Here is an 18,009-nt window from a genome sequence, read left to right on the forward strand (position 1 = left end):
TTGGACCGGCTGGATTTCGGCGGAAACGGCGAAACTGGTGGTGAGCGGGATGAATTCTTTCCGTTGTCCCCGGCGCAGCTGGGTATCTGGTATGCCCAGCATGTCGATCCTCAGGTGCCGGTCAACATCGCGCAGTATGTCGATCTGCGCGGCGACCTGGATGTAGCGGCCCTCGAGCGGGCCAGTGCCGATGCCGCTCTCGAGATGGGCTCGGGCTTCCTGCGGATCATCGAACGCGATGGTGAACCGCTGCAGACCGTCGATCCGTCGCTGGACGCCACCCTCGAATACGTGGATCTGCGCGACGCCGAGGATCCCGAAGCCGCCGCCCAGGAGTGGATGCGCGCGGAGTACTCCCAGCCGCTCGACATCGTCAAGGATCGCCTGATCCGTGCGGCCGCGCTGCGGATCGAGGATCACCGCTGGTTCTGGTACTCGCGCGCCCATCACATCGCCCTCGACGGCTTCGGCGCGATGACGTTCATGACGCGCATCGCCGAGCTCTACACCGCCTATGTCACCGGCGCCGAGCCCGCGCCGAGCAAGGCCGCCGACCTGCGCACCCTCTACGAATCCGAGATCGCCTACCGCGACAGCACGCGCTTCCAGTCCGATAAGGAGCACTGGGCTCAGCGGGTAGCGGGCTTGGAGGAGGGGTCGAGCCTGGCGGGTCGTTCGGCGCCGCCGTCGCCGGTGAACGGGATCGTCAGCGCCGCCCTGTCGGAGGAGCAGGATTCGCTGCTCACCGAGGCCGTCGCCCGCCACGACTCGTCGCCCGCCGCGATGCTGATCGCCGGTTTCGCCGCGTACCTGGCCCAGTTGACCGGCAATGAGGAAGTCATCCTCAGCCTGCCGGTCACCGCACGTACTACCGCGGCGATGCGCCGCTCCGGCGGTGTGGCCTCCAATATCGTGCCGCTGCGGCTGCACGTCGGCTATGACACCTCGGTCACCGAACTGCTGCGGCAGGTGCAGGTGGAGGTGTCGGGGGCGCTGCGTCATCAGCGCTACCGGCATGAGGACATCCGCCGTGACTCGGCCGGCGACGGTGTGGTGACCACGGAGTTCTTCGGTCCGTGGGTCAACATCATGCTGTTCCACGACGAGCTGGTGCTCGGCCCGATGGTCGGCCAGCTCAGCGTGCTGTCCACCGGCAGCATCGAGGATCTGGGCGTCAACTTCTATCAGTCGGTGGCGGGCACCCGTTCGCATATCGACTTCGAGACCAACCCGAACCTCTACACCGAGGACGAGGCGCGCCGCCATCACGGCCGCTTCCTGGAGTTCTTCGACCGGTTCCTGGCCGCCGACGCCGAGACCGCGGTCTGGCAGCTCGAGGTCACCACGGCCGCCGAGCGCACCGAATCGCTGGTGGAGTGGAACGATTCGGCGCACGAGGTGCCGACCACCACGCTGCCCGCACTGCTGGACGCGCAGATCCCGCGCACCCCGGACAACATCGCGCTCGATTTCGAGGGCGCCACCCTCACCTACGCCGAGTTCGACGAGCGGGTCAACCGGCTGGCCCGGTTCCTGATCGCCGACGGTGTCGGCCCGGAATCGCTGGTCGCGCTGGGTATGCGGCGTTCGCTGGAGCTGGTCATCGGCATGCACGCGGTGCTGAAGGCCGGTGGCGCGTACGTGCCGATCGATCCGGATCATCCGGGCGATCGCACCGCCTACATCCTCGACAGCGCGGCACCGGTCTGTGTGCTGACGATCTCCGGTGACGAGCTGGAGCTGCCCGAATCGGTGCAGCGCGTGGAGATCGACACCCTTGATGTGTCGGGCTACTCGGCCGAGCCGATCACCGACGCCGACCGCCGGGCCCCGCTGCGGCCGGACAACACCGCCTACGTCATCTACACCTCGGGTTCGACCGGCCGCCCCAAGGGCGTCGCGGTGACCCATCACGCGATCGTCAACCAGCAGCTGTGGATGCTCGACGAGTACCAGCTCACTGCCGACGACGTGTACCTGCAGAAGACCGCGACCACCTTCGACGTGTCGCTGTGGGGCTACTTCCTGCCGTTGATGGTGGGCGCGAAGCTGGTCATCGCCGCACCCGACGGCCATCGCGATCCGCTGTACGTGGCGGACATGATCGCCACGCACCGGGTGACGTTCACCGACTTCGTCCCCTCGATGCTCACCGTCTTCGTCTCCCATGCCACCCCCGCACAGGTGGAGTCGCTGCGCGCGGTGTTCGTCATCGGTGAGGCGCTGCCGCCGGAGACGGCGGCGGCTTTCCGCGCGATCACCTCGGCCGGCCTGCACAACCTGTACGGCCCCACCGAGGCCGCGGTCTCGGTGACCTACTGGGAGGCCACGGCCGCCGACACCGTGACGGTGCCGATCGGTATCCCGGAGTGGAATGTCGAGGTCTACGTTCTGGATTCGCGGCTGCGGCCCGCGCCGATCGGCGCGCCGGGCGAGCTGTATCTGGGTGGACGTCAGCTGGCGCGCGGCTACCGTGGCCGCCCGGATCTGACCTCCGACCGCTTCGTCGCCAACCCGCTGTCCTCGAACGGCGAGCGCATGTACCGCACCGGCGACTTGGTGCGCTGGAACGCGGCGGGTGTGCTGGAATACATCGGCCGCACCGACTTCCAGGTGAAGTTCCGTGGTCAGCGCATCGAGCTCGGCGAGATCGAGACCGATCTGCTCGCGCACAGCGCCGTCAGCCAGGCCGTGGTGCTGGTGGTCGACACCGCCACCGGTCAGCAGCTGGTGGCCTATGTGGTGCCCGCGCCAGGGCAGACGGTGGAATCGGCGGAGCTGACGCGGTTCGTCGCGGAGAAGCTGCCGAGCTACATGGTGCCAGCGTCGATCATGGTGCTGGACGCCTTCCCGCTCAACACCAGCGGCAAGCTGGACCGCAAGGCCTTGCCGGAGCCGGTGTTCGCCGCCGACGCCTCCGGTTTCCGGGCCCCGCGCACCCAGGCCGAGCAGGTGGTGGCCGGCATCTTCGCCGATGTGCTGAGCCAGGATCGGATCGGCATCGACGACAACTTCTTCGACCTCGGCGGTAACTCGCTGGTCGCCACCCAGGTGGTGTCGCGGATCAGCGCGGCGTTCGACACCCAGCTCGGGGTGCGTGCGCTGTTCGAGACGCCGACGGTCGCCGGAATCGCGGCGCGCGCGGAGCATTCGGCCGCCACCGCGGGTGCCCGGCCGCCACTGGTGGCGCAGCGCCTGCCCGAACGGGTTCCGCTGTCGCTGGCGCAGCAGCGCATGTGGTTCATCAACCAGTTCGACCCCACCGTGCCGACCTACAACCTGCCGTTCGTGGTGCGGTTGCGCGGCCGGGTGGACGTGGAGGCGTTGCAGACCGCGCTCGAGGACGTGGTGGCGCGGCAGGAATCGCTGCGCACCATCTTCCCGGAGTCCGGTGACGGCGGCTATCAGTTCGTCATCCCGGTCGAGCAGGTCGATCTCGGCATCACCGTCGAGCCCATCGATGAATCCGAATTGCCCGGTGTGCTGGCCGGATTCGCCTCCACCGGTTTCGACGTCTCGCGTGAGCTGCCGATCCGGGTGCGGATCTACGAGGTCACCGGTGGCCGCGGTAACGGCACCCCGGAATACGCGGTGGCGTTCGTGGTGCATCACATCGCCGCCGACGGTTTCTCCTTCGGCCCGCTGGCCCGCGACGTCGCGGCCGCCTACCTGGCGCGCGCCGAGGGCGAGGAGCCGTCCTGGGCGCCGCTGCCGGTGCAGTACCAGGATTACAGCATCTGGCAGCGTGAACTGCTCGGCTCGGAATCGGATCCGGAGTCGATGGCCGCGCGCGAGATCGCCTACTGGCAGCGCGCGCTGGCCGGGCTGCCCGATCAGCTGGATCTGCCCGCCGATCGGCCGCGGCCGGCGGTGCAGAGCTTCCGTGGTGGCCGGGTCGGTTTCACCATCGATGCCGAACTGCACCAGCGGCTGTCCGCGCTGGCTCGCGCGCAGGGCGTCAGCCTGTTCATGGTCATGCACGCCTCGCTGGCGGTGCTGCTCGCGCGATTGTCCGGCACCACCGATATCGCCATCGGCACGCCGGTCGCGGGCCGCGGTGAGCAGGCGCTCGACGATCTGATCGGCATGTTCGTCAACACCCTGGTGTTGCGTTCCGAGGTCGACGGCAGCGAGCAGTTCACCGAATTCCTCACCCGCACCAGGGAAACCGACCTGGCGGCGTTCGCGAATACCGATGTGCCGTTCGAGCGGCTGGTCGAGGTGCTCAACCCGACCCGTTCGCAGGCGCGGCATCCGCTGTTCCAGGTGATGCTGTCGTTCCAGGAGATGTCGCACGCGACGCTGGAGCTGCCCGGGTTGTCGGTCACCGCCGACGAGCTCGAGGTCGATATCGCCAAGTTCGACCTGCAATGGACGGTCACCGAGGAGCGTGCGGGCGACGGCGCGCCCGCAGGCATGGCCGCGGTGGTCTCCTACGCCACCGATCTGTTCGACGAATCCACCGTCGACGAATTCACCCGCCGCTACCTTCGGGTGCTGGAAACCGTTGTCGCCGAACCGAATACCGCGGTGCGCGATATCGAGATCCTCGACGACGCCGAACGCGCCACCGTGCTCTCGGGCTGGAACGACACCACCCATGAGATTCCGGCATCCACCGTGCTGGAGCTGTTCGCCGAGCAGGTGCGGCAGCGCCCGGACGAGCTCGCCGTCGTCTTCGACGCCGCGGGCCGCATCGACGGCCTGGACGAAGAGCTCACCTACGCCGAGTTCGCGAGCCGGGTCAACCGCCTGGCCCGCAAGCTGATCGACGCGGGCGTCGGCCCGGAATCGCTGGTCGCCGTGGGCATCCGGCGTTCGGTGGACATGCTCGTCGCGCTCTACGCGACCATGACCGCCGGTGGCGGCTATGTGCCGATCGATCCCGATCACCCGGCCGAGCGCACCGAATACGTGCTCGAATCCTCGGCACCGGTGTGTGTGCTCACCACCGTCGCCGACAACATCAGCGCCGGCGAGGTGCCGGTGATCTTCCTCGACACCGAGGATCTGAGCGGTTACTCCGACGCGCCGGTCACCGACGCTGATCGCCTGGCGCCGCTGCGTCCGTCGAACACCGCGTACGTGCTCTACACCTCCGGTTCCACCGGCCGTCCGAAGGGTGTGGCGGTCAGCCATGCCTCGGTGGTCAACCAGATCACCTGGATCACCGCCGAATACCGGATGAACCCGGCCGATGTGGTGCTGCAGAAGACCCCGGTGACCTTCGACGTCTCGGTGTGGGAGCTGTTCGGCACGCTCGCCGTCGGCGCCCGGATGCTGATCGCGGCGCCGGACGGGCATCGCGATCCGCTGTACCTCTCGGAGATCATCGGACGGCACCGGGTCACCATGACCTCGTTCGTGCCGTCGATGCTCTCGGTGTTCGCCGGTGCCGCCAACTCGGCCGAATGCGCTTCACTGCGTGCGGTGCTGGTGGCCGGTGAGGCGCTGCCGCCTGCGACGGTGACCGCCTTCCGGCAGTTCTCCACGGCCGCGATGCACAACCTGTACGGCCCCACCGAGTTCACCGTGCATGCCACCGCCTGGCATCTGAACGAGGTGGCCCCGGCCAGCGTGCCGATCGGGCGCCCGGTGTGGAACGCGCGCACCTATGTGCTCGACGAGGGGCTCTCGCCGGTGCCGGTGGGCGTCCCCGGTGAGCTGTACCTCGGCGGCATCCAGACCGCGCGCGGCTATCACGGCCGCCCCGACCTGACCGCCGAACGCTTCGTCGCCGACCCGTTCGGCCCGCCCGGTTCGCGGCTCTACCGCACCGGCGACCTGGTGCGCTGGGTCGAACCGCATGACCCCGAGGTCGGCACGGCCGGTGTGCTGGAATACATCGGCCGCACCGACTTCCAGGTGAAGTTCCGTGGTCAGCGCATCGAGCTCGGTGAGATCGAGACCGCGCTGCTGGATCATCCGGCCGTCAACCAGGCCGTGGTGCTCGTGCTCGACACGGTGGCAGGCGATCAGCTCGTCGGCTACGTCGTCACCGACGCGGGCCCGGTCGATATCGACAGCATCAAGGGCGCGCTGCACCGCACGTTACCGTCGTACATGGTGCCCTCGGCGATCGTGGTGCTCGAGGCGCTGCCGCTGAACCCGTCGGGCAAGCTGGATCGCAAGGCGCTGCCGGCGCCGGTGTTCGAGGTGCGCGAATTCCGTGCTCCGACAACGCCGATCGAGGAGATCGTCGCGCAGATCTTCGGTGAGGTGCTCGGCATCACCCGGGTGGGTGTGGACGACGACTTCTTCGAGCTCGGCGGCAACTCGCTGATCGCGACCCAGGTCGCATCCCGGCTCGGCATCGCACTCGACACCCGGGTGCCGGTGCGCATGCTGTTCGAGGCCTCCACCGTCGCGGCGCTGGCCGCACGGGTGGAATCGCACGCCGGTGACGGCGCCCGCAAGGCGCTGGTGGCGCGGGACCGGCCGGAGGAGGTGCCGCTGTCGCTGGCTCAGCAGCGCATGTGGTTCCTCAACCGCTTCGACACCGAATCCGCGGTCAACAACATTCCGGTCGCCATCCGGCTCTCCGGCGATCTGGACGTCGCCGCGCTCCAGGTCGCGGTCATCGACGTGATCGACCGGCACGAGTCGTTGCGCACCGTGTTCCCGGAGACCAGCGCGGGCCCGGTGCAGGTGGTACTGGATGCCGCCCAGATCGTGCCGGACCTGACCCCGATCCCGGTCACCGAGCACAACCTGATCGACCATCTGGTGGAGCTGGCCTCGATGGCCTTCGACGTCACCAGCGAAGTGCCGTTGCACGCGCGGCTGTTCGAGATCAACGAGACCGAGTATGTGCTCGGCATGGTGGTGCACCACATCTCGGCCGACGGCTGGTCGATGGGGCCGCTGGCTCGCGACGTCATGGTCGCCTACGCCGCACGCACCTCATGGGAGGCTCCCGCCTGGTCGGCGCTGCCGGTGCAGTACGCCGATTACGCGCTCTGGCAGCGCGAGGTGCTCGGCTCCGAGGACGATCCGAACTCGTTGATCTCCAACCAGATCCGGTACTGGTCGCGTGAACTCGCCGACCTGCCGGATGAATTGGTGCTGCCCTCGGACCGGCCGCGTCCGGCCGTCGCTTCCTATCGCGGTGGCACCTATCCGTTCGTCATCTCCGGGCACACCCAGCGTGCGCTGGTGGAGCTGGGCCGCAGGCACAATGCCTCACTGTTCATGGTGATGCATTCGGCGCTGGCGGTACTGCTGGCACGGCTGTCGGGCACCAGCGATATCGCCATCGGCACCCCGGTCGCCGGCCGTGGTGAAGCCGCGCTGGACGATCTGATCGGCATGTTCGTCAACACCTTGGTGCTGCGCACCGAGGTCGACGGCGCCGCCGGTTTCGACGAGCTGCTGGCCCGCGCCCGCGAAACCGACCTGCATGCCTTCGCGCACGCCGACGTGCCGTTCGAGCGCCTGGTCGAGGTGTTGAACCCGGCTCGCTCGCAGGCCAGGCATCCGCTGTTCCAGGTGATGCTGACCTTCCAGAACACCCGGCAGGCCAGCCTGGAGCTGCCCGGGCTGTCGGTCAACGGCATCGACTACGACGCCAGGCTGGCGAAGTTCGATCTGCAGCTGACGCTCTCGGAAACCCAGGACGAGCTGGGCGAGGCCGCCGGTATGTCGGCCGAGTTCTCCTACGCGCTGGATCTGTTCGACGAGGCCACGGTCGCCGAATTCGCCAACCGCCTCGACCGGGTGCTGGCCGCGATCACCGCCGACCCGACCGTCGCCATCGGCGATATCGATCTGCTCGCGGCCGATGAGCGGGCCAAGGTCCTCACCGACTGGAACGACACCACCCATCCGGTGCCCGAGGCGACGCTGGTGTCGCTGTTCGAGCAGCAGGCCGCGGCGACCCCGGACGCGGTGGCGCTGGTCTTCGAAGACGAGCAGGCCCACCCGTCGCCCGACCACCACCCCTCATCGAATCGCTACGCGAACTTGTCTTATGCCGAATTCGCCGGGCGAGTGCATCGGCTGGCCCGCAGGCTGCTGGCCGACGGCGTGGGCGCGGATGCGCTGGTGGCGCTGGCCATCCGGCGTTCGGTGGATCTGGTCGTCGCGATGTACGCGGTGCTGGAGACCGGCGCGGGATACGTCCCGATCGACCCGGATCAGCCCGCCGACCGCATCGATTACGTGCTGGCCACCGCGCAGCCCGCGGTCGTCCTGACCACCACGCGGGACGAATTCACCGCCGAGACCGCGCCGCTGCTGGAGGTGGACGCGCTAGACCTGTCCGCCTTCGACTCGGCCCCGATCACCGATGCCGAGCGGATCCGGCCGATCCTGGGCGCGGGCACCGCCTACGTCATCTTCACCTCTGGCTCCACCGGACGTCCCAAGGGTGTGGCGGTCAGCCATGCCGCGATCGTCAACCGGCTGCTGTGGATGCAGCACGAGTACCCGATCGACGCCGACGACGCCGTGCTCCAGAAGACCCCCGCGACCTTCGACGTGTCGGTGTGGGAGTTCTTCTGGCCCTTGCAGACCGGGGCCCGCCTGGTCGTCGCCAAGCCCGACGGCCATCGCGACCCGGTGTACCTGGCCCGGATCATCGCCGAACAGGGCATCACCACCGCGCACTTCGTGCCGTCGATGCTGTCGGTGTTCGTGGCCACCCTCGGCAGCGAGAACGGTGACGCCGCGGCCCTTCCCGCACCGCGACTGCGGCAGGTGTTCGCCTCCGGTGAGGCGCTGCCGGCACCGACGGCCGCGCGCTTGCGTGAGCTGACCGGCGCCCGGCTGCACAACCTGTACGGCCCCACCGAGGCCGCCGTCGACGTCACCTATCACGAGGCGACCGACGCCGACACCGTCTCGGTGCCGATCGGCCGCCCGGTGTGGAACACCCGGGTCTTCGTGCTCGACGCCCGGCTGCGACCGGTCGCCCCCGGTATCGCGGGAGAGCTCTATCTCGCGGGCGATCAGCTGGCACTCGGCTATCTCGGTCGCGCCGACCTGACCTCCGACCGGTTCGTCGCCAACCCCTACGGCGCTCCCGGCGAGCGCATGTACCGCAGCGGTGACCTCGTCACCTGGACTTCGGATGGTGAGCTGGAGTACCTGGGCCGCACCGACTTCCAGGTGAAGCTGCGTGGTCTGCGCATCGAACTGGGCGAGATCGAGGCCGCGCTGCTGGCGCACCCGGGTATCGCGCAGTCGGTGGTGGTGGTGCGCGCCGATGCGCATTCGGGCGATCAGCTGGTGGGCTATGTGGTGCGCGAAGCCGACGCCGTCATCGATCCCGACGCGGTGAAGGCAGCCCTCGCGGCCACCCTGCCCGGCTACATGATCCCCGCCGCTCTCGTGGTGCTCGACGCCTTCCCGGTGAATGCCAGCGGCAAGCTGGACCGCAAGGCATTGCCCGCGCCGAAGTTCGAGGCCAAGAGCTTCCGTGCGCCCTCGACGCCGATCGAGGAGATCGTGGCGGAGGTCTTCGCCGATCTGCTCGGCGTCGGCCGGGTCGGTGTGGACGACGACTTCTTCGAGCTCGGCGGTAACTCGCTGGTCGCCACCCAGGCGGTGGCGCGGCTCAGCGCCGCACTCGACACCCAGGTGGGCGTGCGCACCCTGTTCGAGGCACCCACCGTGGGTGCGCTCGCCGCGCGGATGGAATCGCATGCGGGCAGTGGCGCCAGGCAGGCGCTCGCCGAGCAGGTGCGTCCGGAGCATCCGCCGCTGTCGCTGGCTCAGCAGCGGATGTGGTTCCTCAACCGCTTCGACGCCGATTCCGCGGCCAACAACATCCCGGCCGCGGTCCGGTTGCAGGGCGTGCTCGATCTGGACGCGCTGCGTGGCGCGGTGTCGGATGTGATCGTGCGCCACGAGTCGCTGCGCACCATCTACCCGTCCCACGACGGCGTTGCCTATCAGCGGGTGCTGCCCTCGACCCGGGCCATCCCCGAACTGGACGTGGTGGCGCTCGGCGAGGACGAGATCGGTTCCGCCCTCTACGAATTCGCCTCCCGCGGCTACGACGTCACCACCGAACTGCCGGTGCGGCTGCGGCTGTTCCAGCTGGGCGAGCAGGACTTCGTGCTGGCCGTGGTGGTGCACCACATCGCCGCCGACGGCTTCTCCATGCGTCCACTGGTGCGCGATCTGATGACGGCCTACGTGGCCAGGACGGCGTCGGTGGAGCCGGGCTGGCCGCCGCTGGCCGTCCAGTACATCGACTACGCGCTGTGGCAGCGCGAGGCGCTCGGCTCCGAGGACGATCCGACCTCGCTGATCTCCGAACAGCTCGACTACTGGCGCACCGCGCTGGCCGGGCTGCCCGACGAGCTGCGCCTGGCCGGCCGCCCCCGCCCCGCCGTCGCGAGCTACGGCGCGGGCACCCACCGCTTCCGGGTGCCTGGCGCGCTGATCGAGGAACTGAACCAGGTCGCGCACGGCACCGGCACCACGCTGTTCATGGTGGTGCACGGCGCGTTCGCGGCGCTGCTGGCGCGGTTGAGCGGCACCGACGACATCGCCATCGGTATTCCGGTGGCCGGCCGTGGTGAGCAGGCGCTCGACGATCTGGTCGGCATGTTCGTCAACACCCTGGTGCTGCGCACCGAGGTCGATCCGGCGCAGCCGTTCGGCGAACTGCTCGCGCAGGTGCGTGAGCGCGATCTGGCGGCCTTCGCGCACGCCGACGTGCCGTTCGAACGTCTGGTCGAGGTGCTGAACCCGGCGCGTTCGCAGGCGCGGCATCCGCTGTTCCAGGTGATGCTGTCGTTCCAGAACCTCGGCCGCACCTCACTGGAGCTGCCCGGTCTCACGGTGACCGAACTCGGCATCGATCAGCCGACGGCCAAGTTCGATCTCCAGCTCACGCTGAGCGAGGTGCCCGGCGCGGATTCGGAGATGGACGCCGAACTCGTCTACGCCACCGACCTTTTCGACTCCGGCTACGCGAAGACCTTCGCCGAGCGGTTCCTGCGGGTGCTGCGCGGCGTGGCCGACGCGCCCGGCACCTCGGTCGGCGATATCGAGCTGCTCGACTCCATCGAACGCACCCGCGTGCTGGATCGGTGGAACGACACCGAATTCCCGGTCGACGCCGCGCTGACCTCGCCGGTCGGCGATGCCGCCGCCACCCTGGTCTCGCTGTTCGAGGCCCAGGTCGCGCGCACCCCGGACGCGTACGCCGTCACCTTCGAGGGGACAAGTCTCACCTACGCCGAGTTCGCCGCCAGGGTGCACCGGCTGGCGCGCTGGCTCAAGCAGAACGGGGTCGGCCCGGAATCGTATGTGGCGCTGGGTATGCGGCGCTCCATCGACCTGGTCGTCGGCATGTACGCGATCAGCGTCGCCGGTGGCGCGTATGTGCCGCTGGATCCGGATCATCCGGCCGAGCGCATCGACTACATCCTGGAGACCGCGCGCCCGGTGTGCGTGCTCACCTCCGGTTCCGATCTGGACACCACGCTGTCACGGCAGGTGCGCATCGATGAGCTGGATCTCTCGGCGTTCTCCGGCGAAGTGCTCACCGACGCCGACCGGCATCGTCCGCTGCGTCCGGGCAATACCGCCTACGTCATCTTCACCTCCGGTTCGACCGGGCGCCCCAAGGGTGTCGCGGTCAGCCACGCGGCCATCGTCAACCGGCTGGTGTGGATGCACGCCGAATACGGTCTGGCCGCCGACGATGTGGTGATCCAGAAGACGCCGTCCACCTTCGACGTGTCGGTGTGGGAGTTCTTCTGGCCCTTGCAGGTCGGCGCGCGGTTGGTGGTGGCCAAGCCCGACGGGCATCGCGATCCGGCCTACCTGGCCCAGCTGATGGCCGACGAGCAGGTCACCACGGTGCACTTCGTGCCGTCGATGCTGTCGGTGTTCGTGGCCGAACCGCTGGCCGCCGAATACCTGGGCCTGCGCAACGTCTTCGCCTCCGGTGAGGCGCTGCCCGCGGTCACCGCGCAGCGCTTGCGCGAGCTCACCGGCGCCCGGCTGCACAACCTGTACGGCCCCACCGAGGCCGCGGTCGACGTCACCTTCCACGAGGTCACCGACGCCGACACCACCTCGGTGCCGATCGGCGCACCGGTGTTCAACACCCAGGTCTACGTGCTGGACGCGCGGCTGCGGCCGGTGCCGGCGGGTGTTCCGGGTGAGCTGTATCTGGCGGGCGCCCAGCTCGCGCACGGCTACGTCGGCCGGCCGGACCTCACCATGGACCGGTTCATCGCCAATCCCTTCACCGCGGGCGAGCGCATGTACCGCACCGGCGATCTCGTCGCCTGGACCGCGGACGGTGAACTGGAATACCTCGGCCGCACCGACTTCCAGGTGAAGATGCGCGGCCTGCGCATCGAACTCGGCGAGATCGAGAACGCGCTCACCGCACTGGAATCCATCGCCCAGGCCGTGGTCGTGGTGCGTTCGGACGAGCACACCGGCGATCAGCTGGTCGCCTATGTGGTGGCCGACCCGGACCGCGTGGTCGATATCGACGCGGTGCGCGCCGAACTCGGCAGGCAGCTGCCCGCCTACATGGTGCCGGCGGCCTACGTGGTGCTCGATGCGTTCCCGCTCAACGCCTCCGGCAAGCTCGACCGCAAGGCACTGCCCGAACCCACCTTCGCGGCCACCGCGTTCCGCGCACCGGTGACCCCGGTGCAGGAGATCGTGGCGGGCACCTTCGCCGATGTGCTCGGCGTCGAACGCGTCGGCCTCGACGACGATTTCTTCGCCCTCGGCGGTAACTCACTGGTGGCCACTCAGGTGGCGGCGCGACTCGGCGCTGCCCTGGACACCCAGATTCCGGTGCGGGTGCTGTTCGAGGCGCCCACGGTGGCCGCGCTGGCCACCCGGGTGGAGTCGTCGGCCGGTGCGGGCGGACAGGTGCCGCTGGTGCCGCGCGAGCGCGGCGAGCTGGTGCCGCTGTCGCCGGCGCAGCAGCGGATGTGGTTCCTCAACCGCTTCGACAATCAGACCGCCGTCAACAACATCCCGGTCGCCATCCGGCTCACCGGCGAACTCGACCTCGCCGCGCTCGATGCCGCCATCGGCGATGTGCTGGCCAGGCACGAGGCGCTGCGCACCGTGTACCCCGAGGTGGAGGGCACCGGCTATCAGCGGGTCCTGCCCGCCGACGAGGTGCGGGTGCGGCTGACCCCCGAGCCGGTCACCGCCGAGGAGCTCCCGGCCCGGATCGTGGCGCTGGCGAGCACCTTCTTCGATGTCACCACCGCGATCCCGTTCCGGGCCGCGCTGCTGGCCCTCGATCCGCAGACTCATGTGGTGGTGCTGGTCATGCACCACATCAGCACCGACGGTTTCTCGCTGCGCCCGCTGCTGCGGGATGTGGTCACCGCCTATGCCGAACGCGCCAGGGGTGAGCTGCCCGGCTGGGCGCCGCTCGAGGTGCAGTACGCCGACTACGCGCTGTGGCAGCGCGAGGTGCTCGGCGAGGAATCCGATCCGGAATCGGTGGCCGCCCGCCAGATCGCGTACTGGACCGAACGGCTGCGTGATCTGCCCGATCAGATCGAGCTGCCCGCCGACCGGCCGCGGCCCGAAATCGCCACCAATGCCGGTGGTACGCATACCTTCTCGATCGACGCGGAACTGCGCGGCGAGCTCGAGGAGCTGGCCCGCGCCAATGGCGTCACCCTGTTCATGGTGGTGCACGCGGCGCTGGCGACCTGGGCGGCACGACTGTCCAACAGCAGTGATATCGCCATCGGCACTCCCATCGCCGGACGCGGCGAGCAGGCGCTCGACGATCTGGTCGGCATGTTCGTCAACACCCTGGTGCTGCGCACCGAGGTGACGCCGGGCGTGGCCTTCGACGCACTGCTCGAGCAGGTGCGCCGCACCGACCTGGAAGCGTTCGCGCACGCCGATGTGCCGTTCGAGCGGCTGGTCGACGTCATCAGCCCCGCTCGCTCCCAGGCCCATCACCCGCTGTTCCAGATCGCGCTGACCTTCGAGGCCGCCTCGGCCGCCGATATGGGCACCGTCTCGCTGCCAGGTCTCGACCTGGACGTGGTCGAGTTCGATCCGGGCACCGCGAAGTTCGACATCCAGCTCACCGTCGGCGAGATCGGTGACGGCGGCCTGTCGCTGTCGTGGAACTACGCCACCGACCTGTTCGACCCGGAGACCGTCTCCGCGTTCGCCGACCGGCTGGTGCGCATCCTGCGCGGTGCCGCCGAGGACGCCTCGGTCGCCGTCGGCGATATCGACCTGCTGGGTGAAGCCGAGCGGCTCGATGTGTCGCAGCGGTGGGTCTCCTCGGGCGCCGATGCGCTCGCCACCGAGACCGGCACCGGCATCTTCGGCGACGCCGACGCCACCCTGTCGTCCCTGTTCGACGCCGCAGCGGCCGCGCACCCGCATCGGATCGCGGCCCGCTTCGGCGCCGACACCCTCACCTACGCCGAACTCGATCGGCGCGCGAATGTGCTGGCGCGCAGGCTGATCGCCGACGGCGCCGGTCCGGAGTCGCTGGTCGCGGTGATCCTGCCGCGGTCGCTGGATCTGGTGGTCGCGCTGCTCGCGGTGGTCAAGACCGGCGCCGGTTATGTGCCCGTGGACCCGGCCTACCCGGCCGACCGCATCGCCTACGTGCTCTCCGATGCCGCTCCGACCAGCGTGATCATCGACTCGACGGTTCAGGTGACGGTGCCCGAGCACCTACCGAGCGTGGTGCTGGACGGGTTCGCCGTGGAAGCCGGCAATGTGGAGGACGCCGACGACGCGCCGATCACCGACGCCGACCGCCGCGCCCCGCTGCACCCCGATCACGTCGCCTACGTCATCTACACCTCCGGTTCCACCGGACGCCCCAAGGGTGTCGCGGTGGCCCACCGGAATGTGGTGCGGCTGTTCGCCAATACCGACCGAGATTTCGGTTTCGGCCCGGACGATGTCTGGACGCTGTTCCACTCCTACGCCTTCGACTTCTCGGTGTGGGAGCTGTGGGGTCCGCTGCTGTTCGGCGGCACCCTGATCGTCGTCGACTACTACACCTCGCGCTCGCCCGAACAGTTCCTGGAACTGCTGCGCGCGGAGAAGGTGACGGTGCTCAACCAGACGCCGTCGGCCTTCTATCAGCTGGCCGAGGCCGACCGCAATGCCCAGGACGCCACGCCGCTGTCGCTGCGGTACGTAGTGTTCGGCGGTGAGGCGCTGGAACTGCGCCGCCTCTCGGATTGGGTTGCCCGGCACGGCGATACGGCGCCGCTGCTGGTCAACATGTATGGCATCACCGAGACCACGGTGCACGTGTCTTACCGTGCGCTGGACGCGGCGACCATCGCCGGGGCCGCCGGTAGCGTCGTCGGCCGGGCCATCGCCGGACTGCAGGTGTTCGTGCTGGACAACCGGTTGCGGCCGGTGCCGGTCGGCGTTGCGGGCGAAATGTATGTGGCCGGACCGCAGTTGGCGCGCGGCTACCTCGGCCGCCCGGATCTGTCGGCGGCGCGGTTCGTGGCCAATCCGCTCGGCGAGGGCACGGGCTCGCGACTATACCGCTCCGGCGACCTGGCGCGCTGGAATCGCTTCGGCGAACTCGAATACCTCGGTCGCGCCGACGATCAGGTGAAGGTGCGCGGTTTCCGCATCGAGCTCGGCGAGATCGAATCCGCCGTGCTGGCCCAGCCGGGCATCGCCCAGGCCGCGGTCATCGTGCGCGAGGACCAGCCGGGCGACCAGCGGATCGTCGCCTATGTGGTGTCGGAGCCGGATACCGCCCCGAACCTGGACCAGGTGCGTGAGGGCGCGGCCGAGCTGCTGCCCGCCTACATGGTTCCCTCGGCCGTGGTGCGGCTGGAATGGATTCCGCTGACCGTCAACGGGAAGCTGGATCGCCGCGCGCTACCCGCACCGGCCGTGCAGGCCAGGGCGTTCCGCGCCCCCGTCACCCCGGTGCAGGAGACGGTGGCCGCGGTGTTCGCCGAGGTGCTCGACCTGCCGCGGGTCGGCGTCGACGACGATTTCTTCGACCTGGGCGGCAACTCGCTGATCGCCACCCGGGTGGTCTCCCGGATCGGCGCGGCGCTGGGCACCACGGTGCCGGTGCGCACGCTGTTCGAGGCGTCGACGGTGGAATCGCTGGCCGCGCGGGTGGAATCGCATACCGGCACCGAGGCCAGGACCAGGCTGACGGCGCGTCCGCGCGCCACCGGCGAAACCGTGCCGCTGTCGTTCGCGCAGCAGCGCATGTGGTTCCTGAACAAGTACGACACCACCTCGGCCGCCTACAACCTGCCGATCGCGCTGCGGCTGTCCGGTGCGCTCGATGCGGAGGCGCTGCGCCTGGCGATGGCCGATGTGGTGCGCAGGCACGAATCGCTGCGCACCCGCTACCCCGAGCACGGCGGCAGCCCGGTCCAGGTGATCGTGCCCGCCGAGCAGATCCATCTGGATCTGAACCCGGTTCCGGTCGACGCCGGTGAGCTGCTCGAGACCGTCACCGCGTTCGTGTCCACCGGATTCGATGTGGCCGAACAGGTTCCGCTGCGTGCCCGGCTGTACCAGGTCGGCGCCGACGAGCAAGTGCTGGTCGTGGTGGTGCACCACATCGCCGCTGACGGCTTCTCGATGGGCCCGCTCACCCGCGACGTGATGCTGGCCTACAGCGCCCGCATCCAGGACAGCGCCCCCGGCTGGGAGCCGCTGTCGGTGCAGTACGCCGATTTCGCGCTGTGGCAGCGCGAGGTGCTCGGCTCCGAGGACGATCCGCAGTCGCTGATGGCCCGCCAGGTCGCCTACTGGCAGCGCGCGCTCGACGGCATCCCCGACGAGCTGGCCCTGCCGACCGACCGGCCGCGTCCGGCGGTCGCCTCGCTGCGCGGCGCCACCCTGCACACCGAACTGCCCGGCGACCTGGTGGCCGCACTGGACGAGGTGGCCCGCCGCAGCGGCGCCTCGCTGTTCATGGTCATGCACGGCGCGCTGACGGTGCTGCTGTCGCGGCTGTCCGGCAGCGATGACGTCGCCGTCGGCACCCCCATCGCCGGCCGCGGCGAACAGGCCCTCGACGACCTGGTCGGCATGTTCGTCAACACGCTGGTGCTGCGCACCGGCATCGACCCGGCCGAAACGTTCACCGAGCTGCTGGATCGGGTGCGCCGCACCGATCTGGACGCCTACGGCAATGCCGATGTGCCGTTCGAGCGGCTGGTGGAACTGCTGGCGCCGGAGCGTTCGCAGGCCCGCAACCCGCTGTTCCAGGTGATGCTGGCGTTCCAGAACCTCGACCGCACCAGCCTGGAACTGCCGGGGCTGTCGGTGTCGGCGCTGGATCTGGAAGAAAACGTCGCCCGGTTCGATCTCCAGTTCACGCTCTCCGAGCACGGTGAATCCGGCGCGGGCATGGCGTTGGCGCTGACCTACGCCACCGAGCTGTTCGACGAGGCCACGGTGGCCGAGATCGCGGCGCGCTGGCGGCGGGTGCTCGAGGCGATCGCCGCCGACGCCTCGATCAGCGTCGGGGCCATCGACGTCCTCGATGCCGCCGAACGCGCCGATCTGGTCTCGCGCACCGGTGCGCCCGCGGTGGCGCCGCGGGTGCTGGCCGATCTGCTGGCCGAGGCCGCCGCACGCGACCCGAAGGCGCCCGCGGTGGTGTTCGAGGGGACAACTCTGTCCTACGGCGAGCTGGACGAGCGTTCCAACCGCCTGGCCCGCCTGCTGATCGCCGAGGGCATCGGCGCCGAAGACCTTGTCGCCGTCGGCGTTCCGCGTTCGGCGGATTCGGTGTTCGCGGCCTGGGCTGTCGCCAAGACCGGCGCGGCGTTCGTGCCGGTCGACCCGAACTACCCGGCCGAGCGCATCGCGCACATGGTCACCGACTCCGGTTCGCCGGTCGGCCTCACCGTGGCCTCGGTGCGCGAGGGGCTACCGGAATCGGCGCGCTGGCTGGTGCTCGACGATCTGGACCTGGACGGGTTCGACGGTGGCCCGATCACCGACGCCGACCGGGTGCGCCCGGTGCGGCCGCAGCATCCGGCCTACGTCATCTACACCTCCGGCTCCACCGGCGTCCCC

The 18,009-nt window shown here is 69.3% G+C and carries 1 protein-coding gene (only partly in view); it reads left to right on the plus strand.

The genetic code is table 11. The features are described 5' to 3' along the window. Positions 1–18,009 carry the beginning of a non-ribosomal peptide synthase/polyketide synthase gene (locus GV790_RS05405; RefSeq protein ID WP_163811165.1) on the plus strand. The gene runs 25,653 nt beyond the window's last position, so only the first 18,009 of its 43,662 coding nucleotides appear in the window; its start codon is at positions 1–3; its stop codon lies off the right edge, out of view.

Source organism: Nocardia cyriacigeorgica (genome assembly GCF_010858045.1).
Lineage (GTDB): Bacteria > Actinomycetota > Actinomycetes > Mycobacteriales > Mycobacteriaceae > Nocardia > Nocardia cyriacigeorgica_E.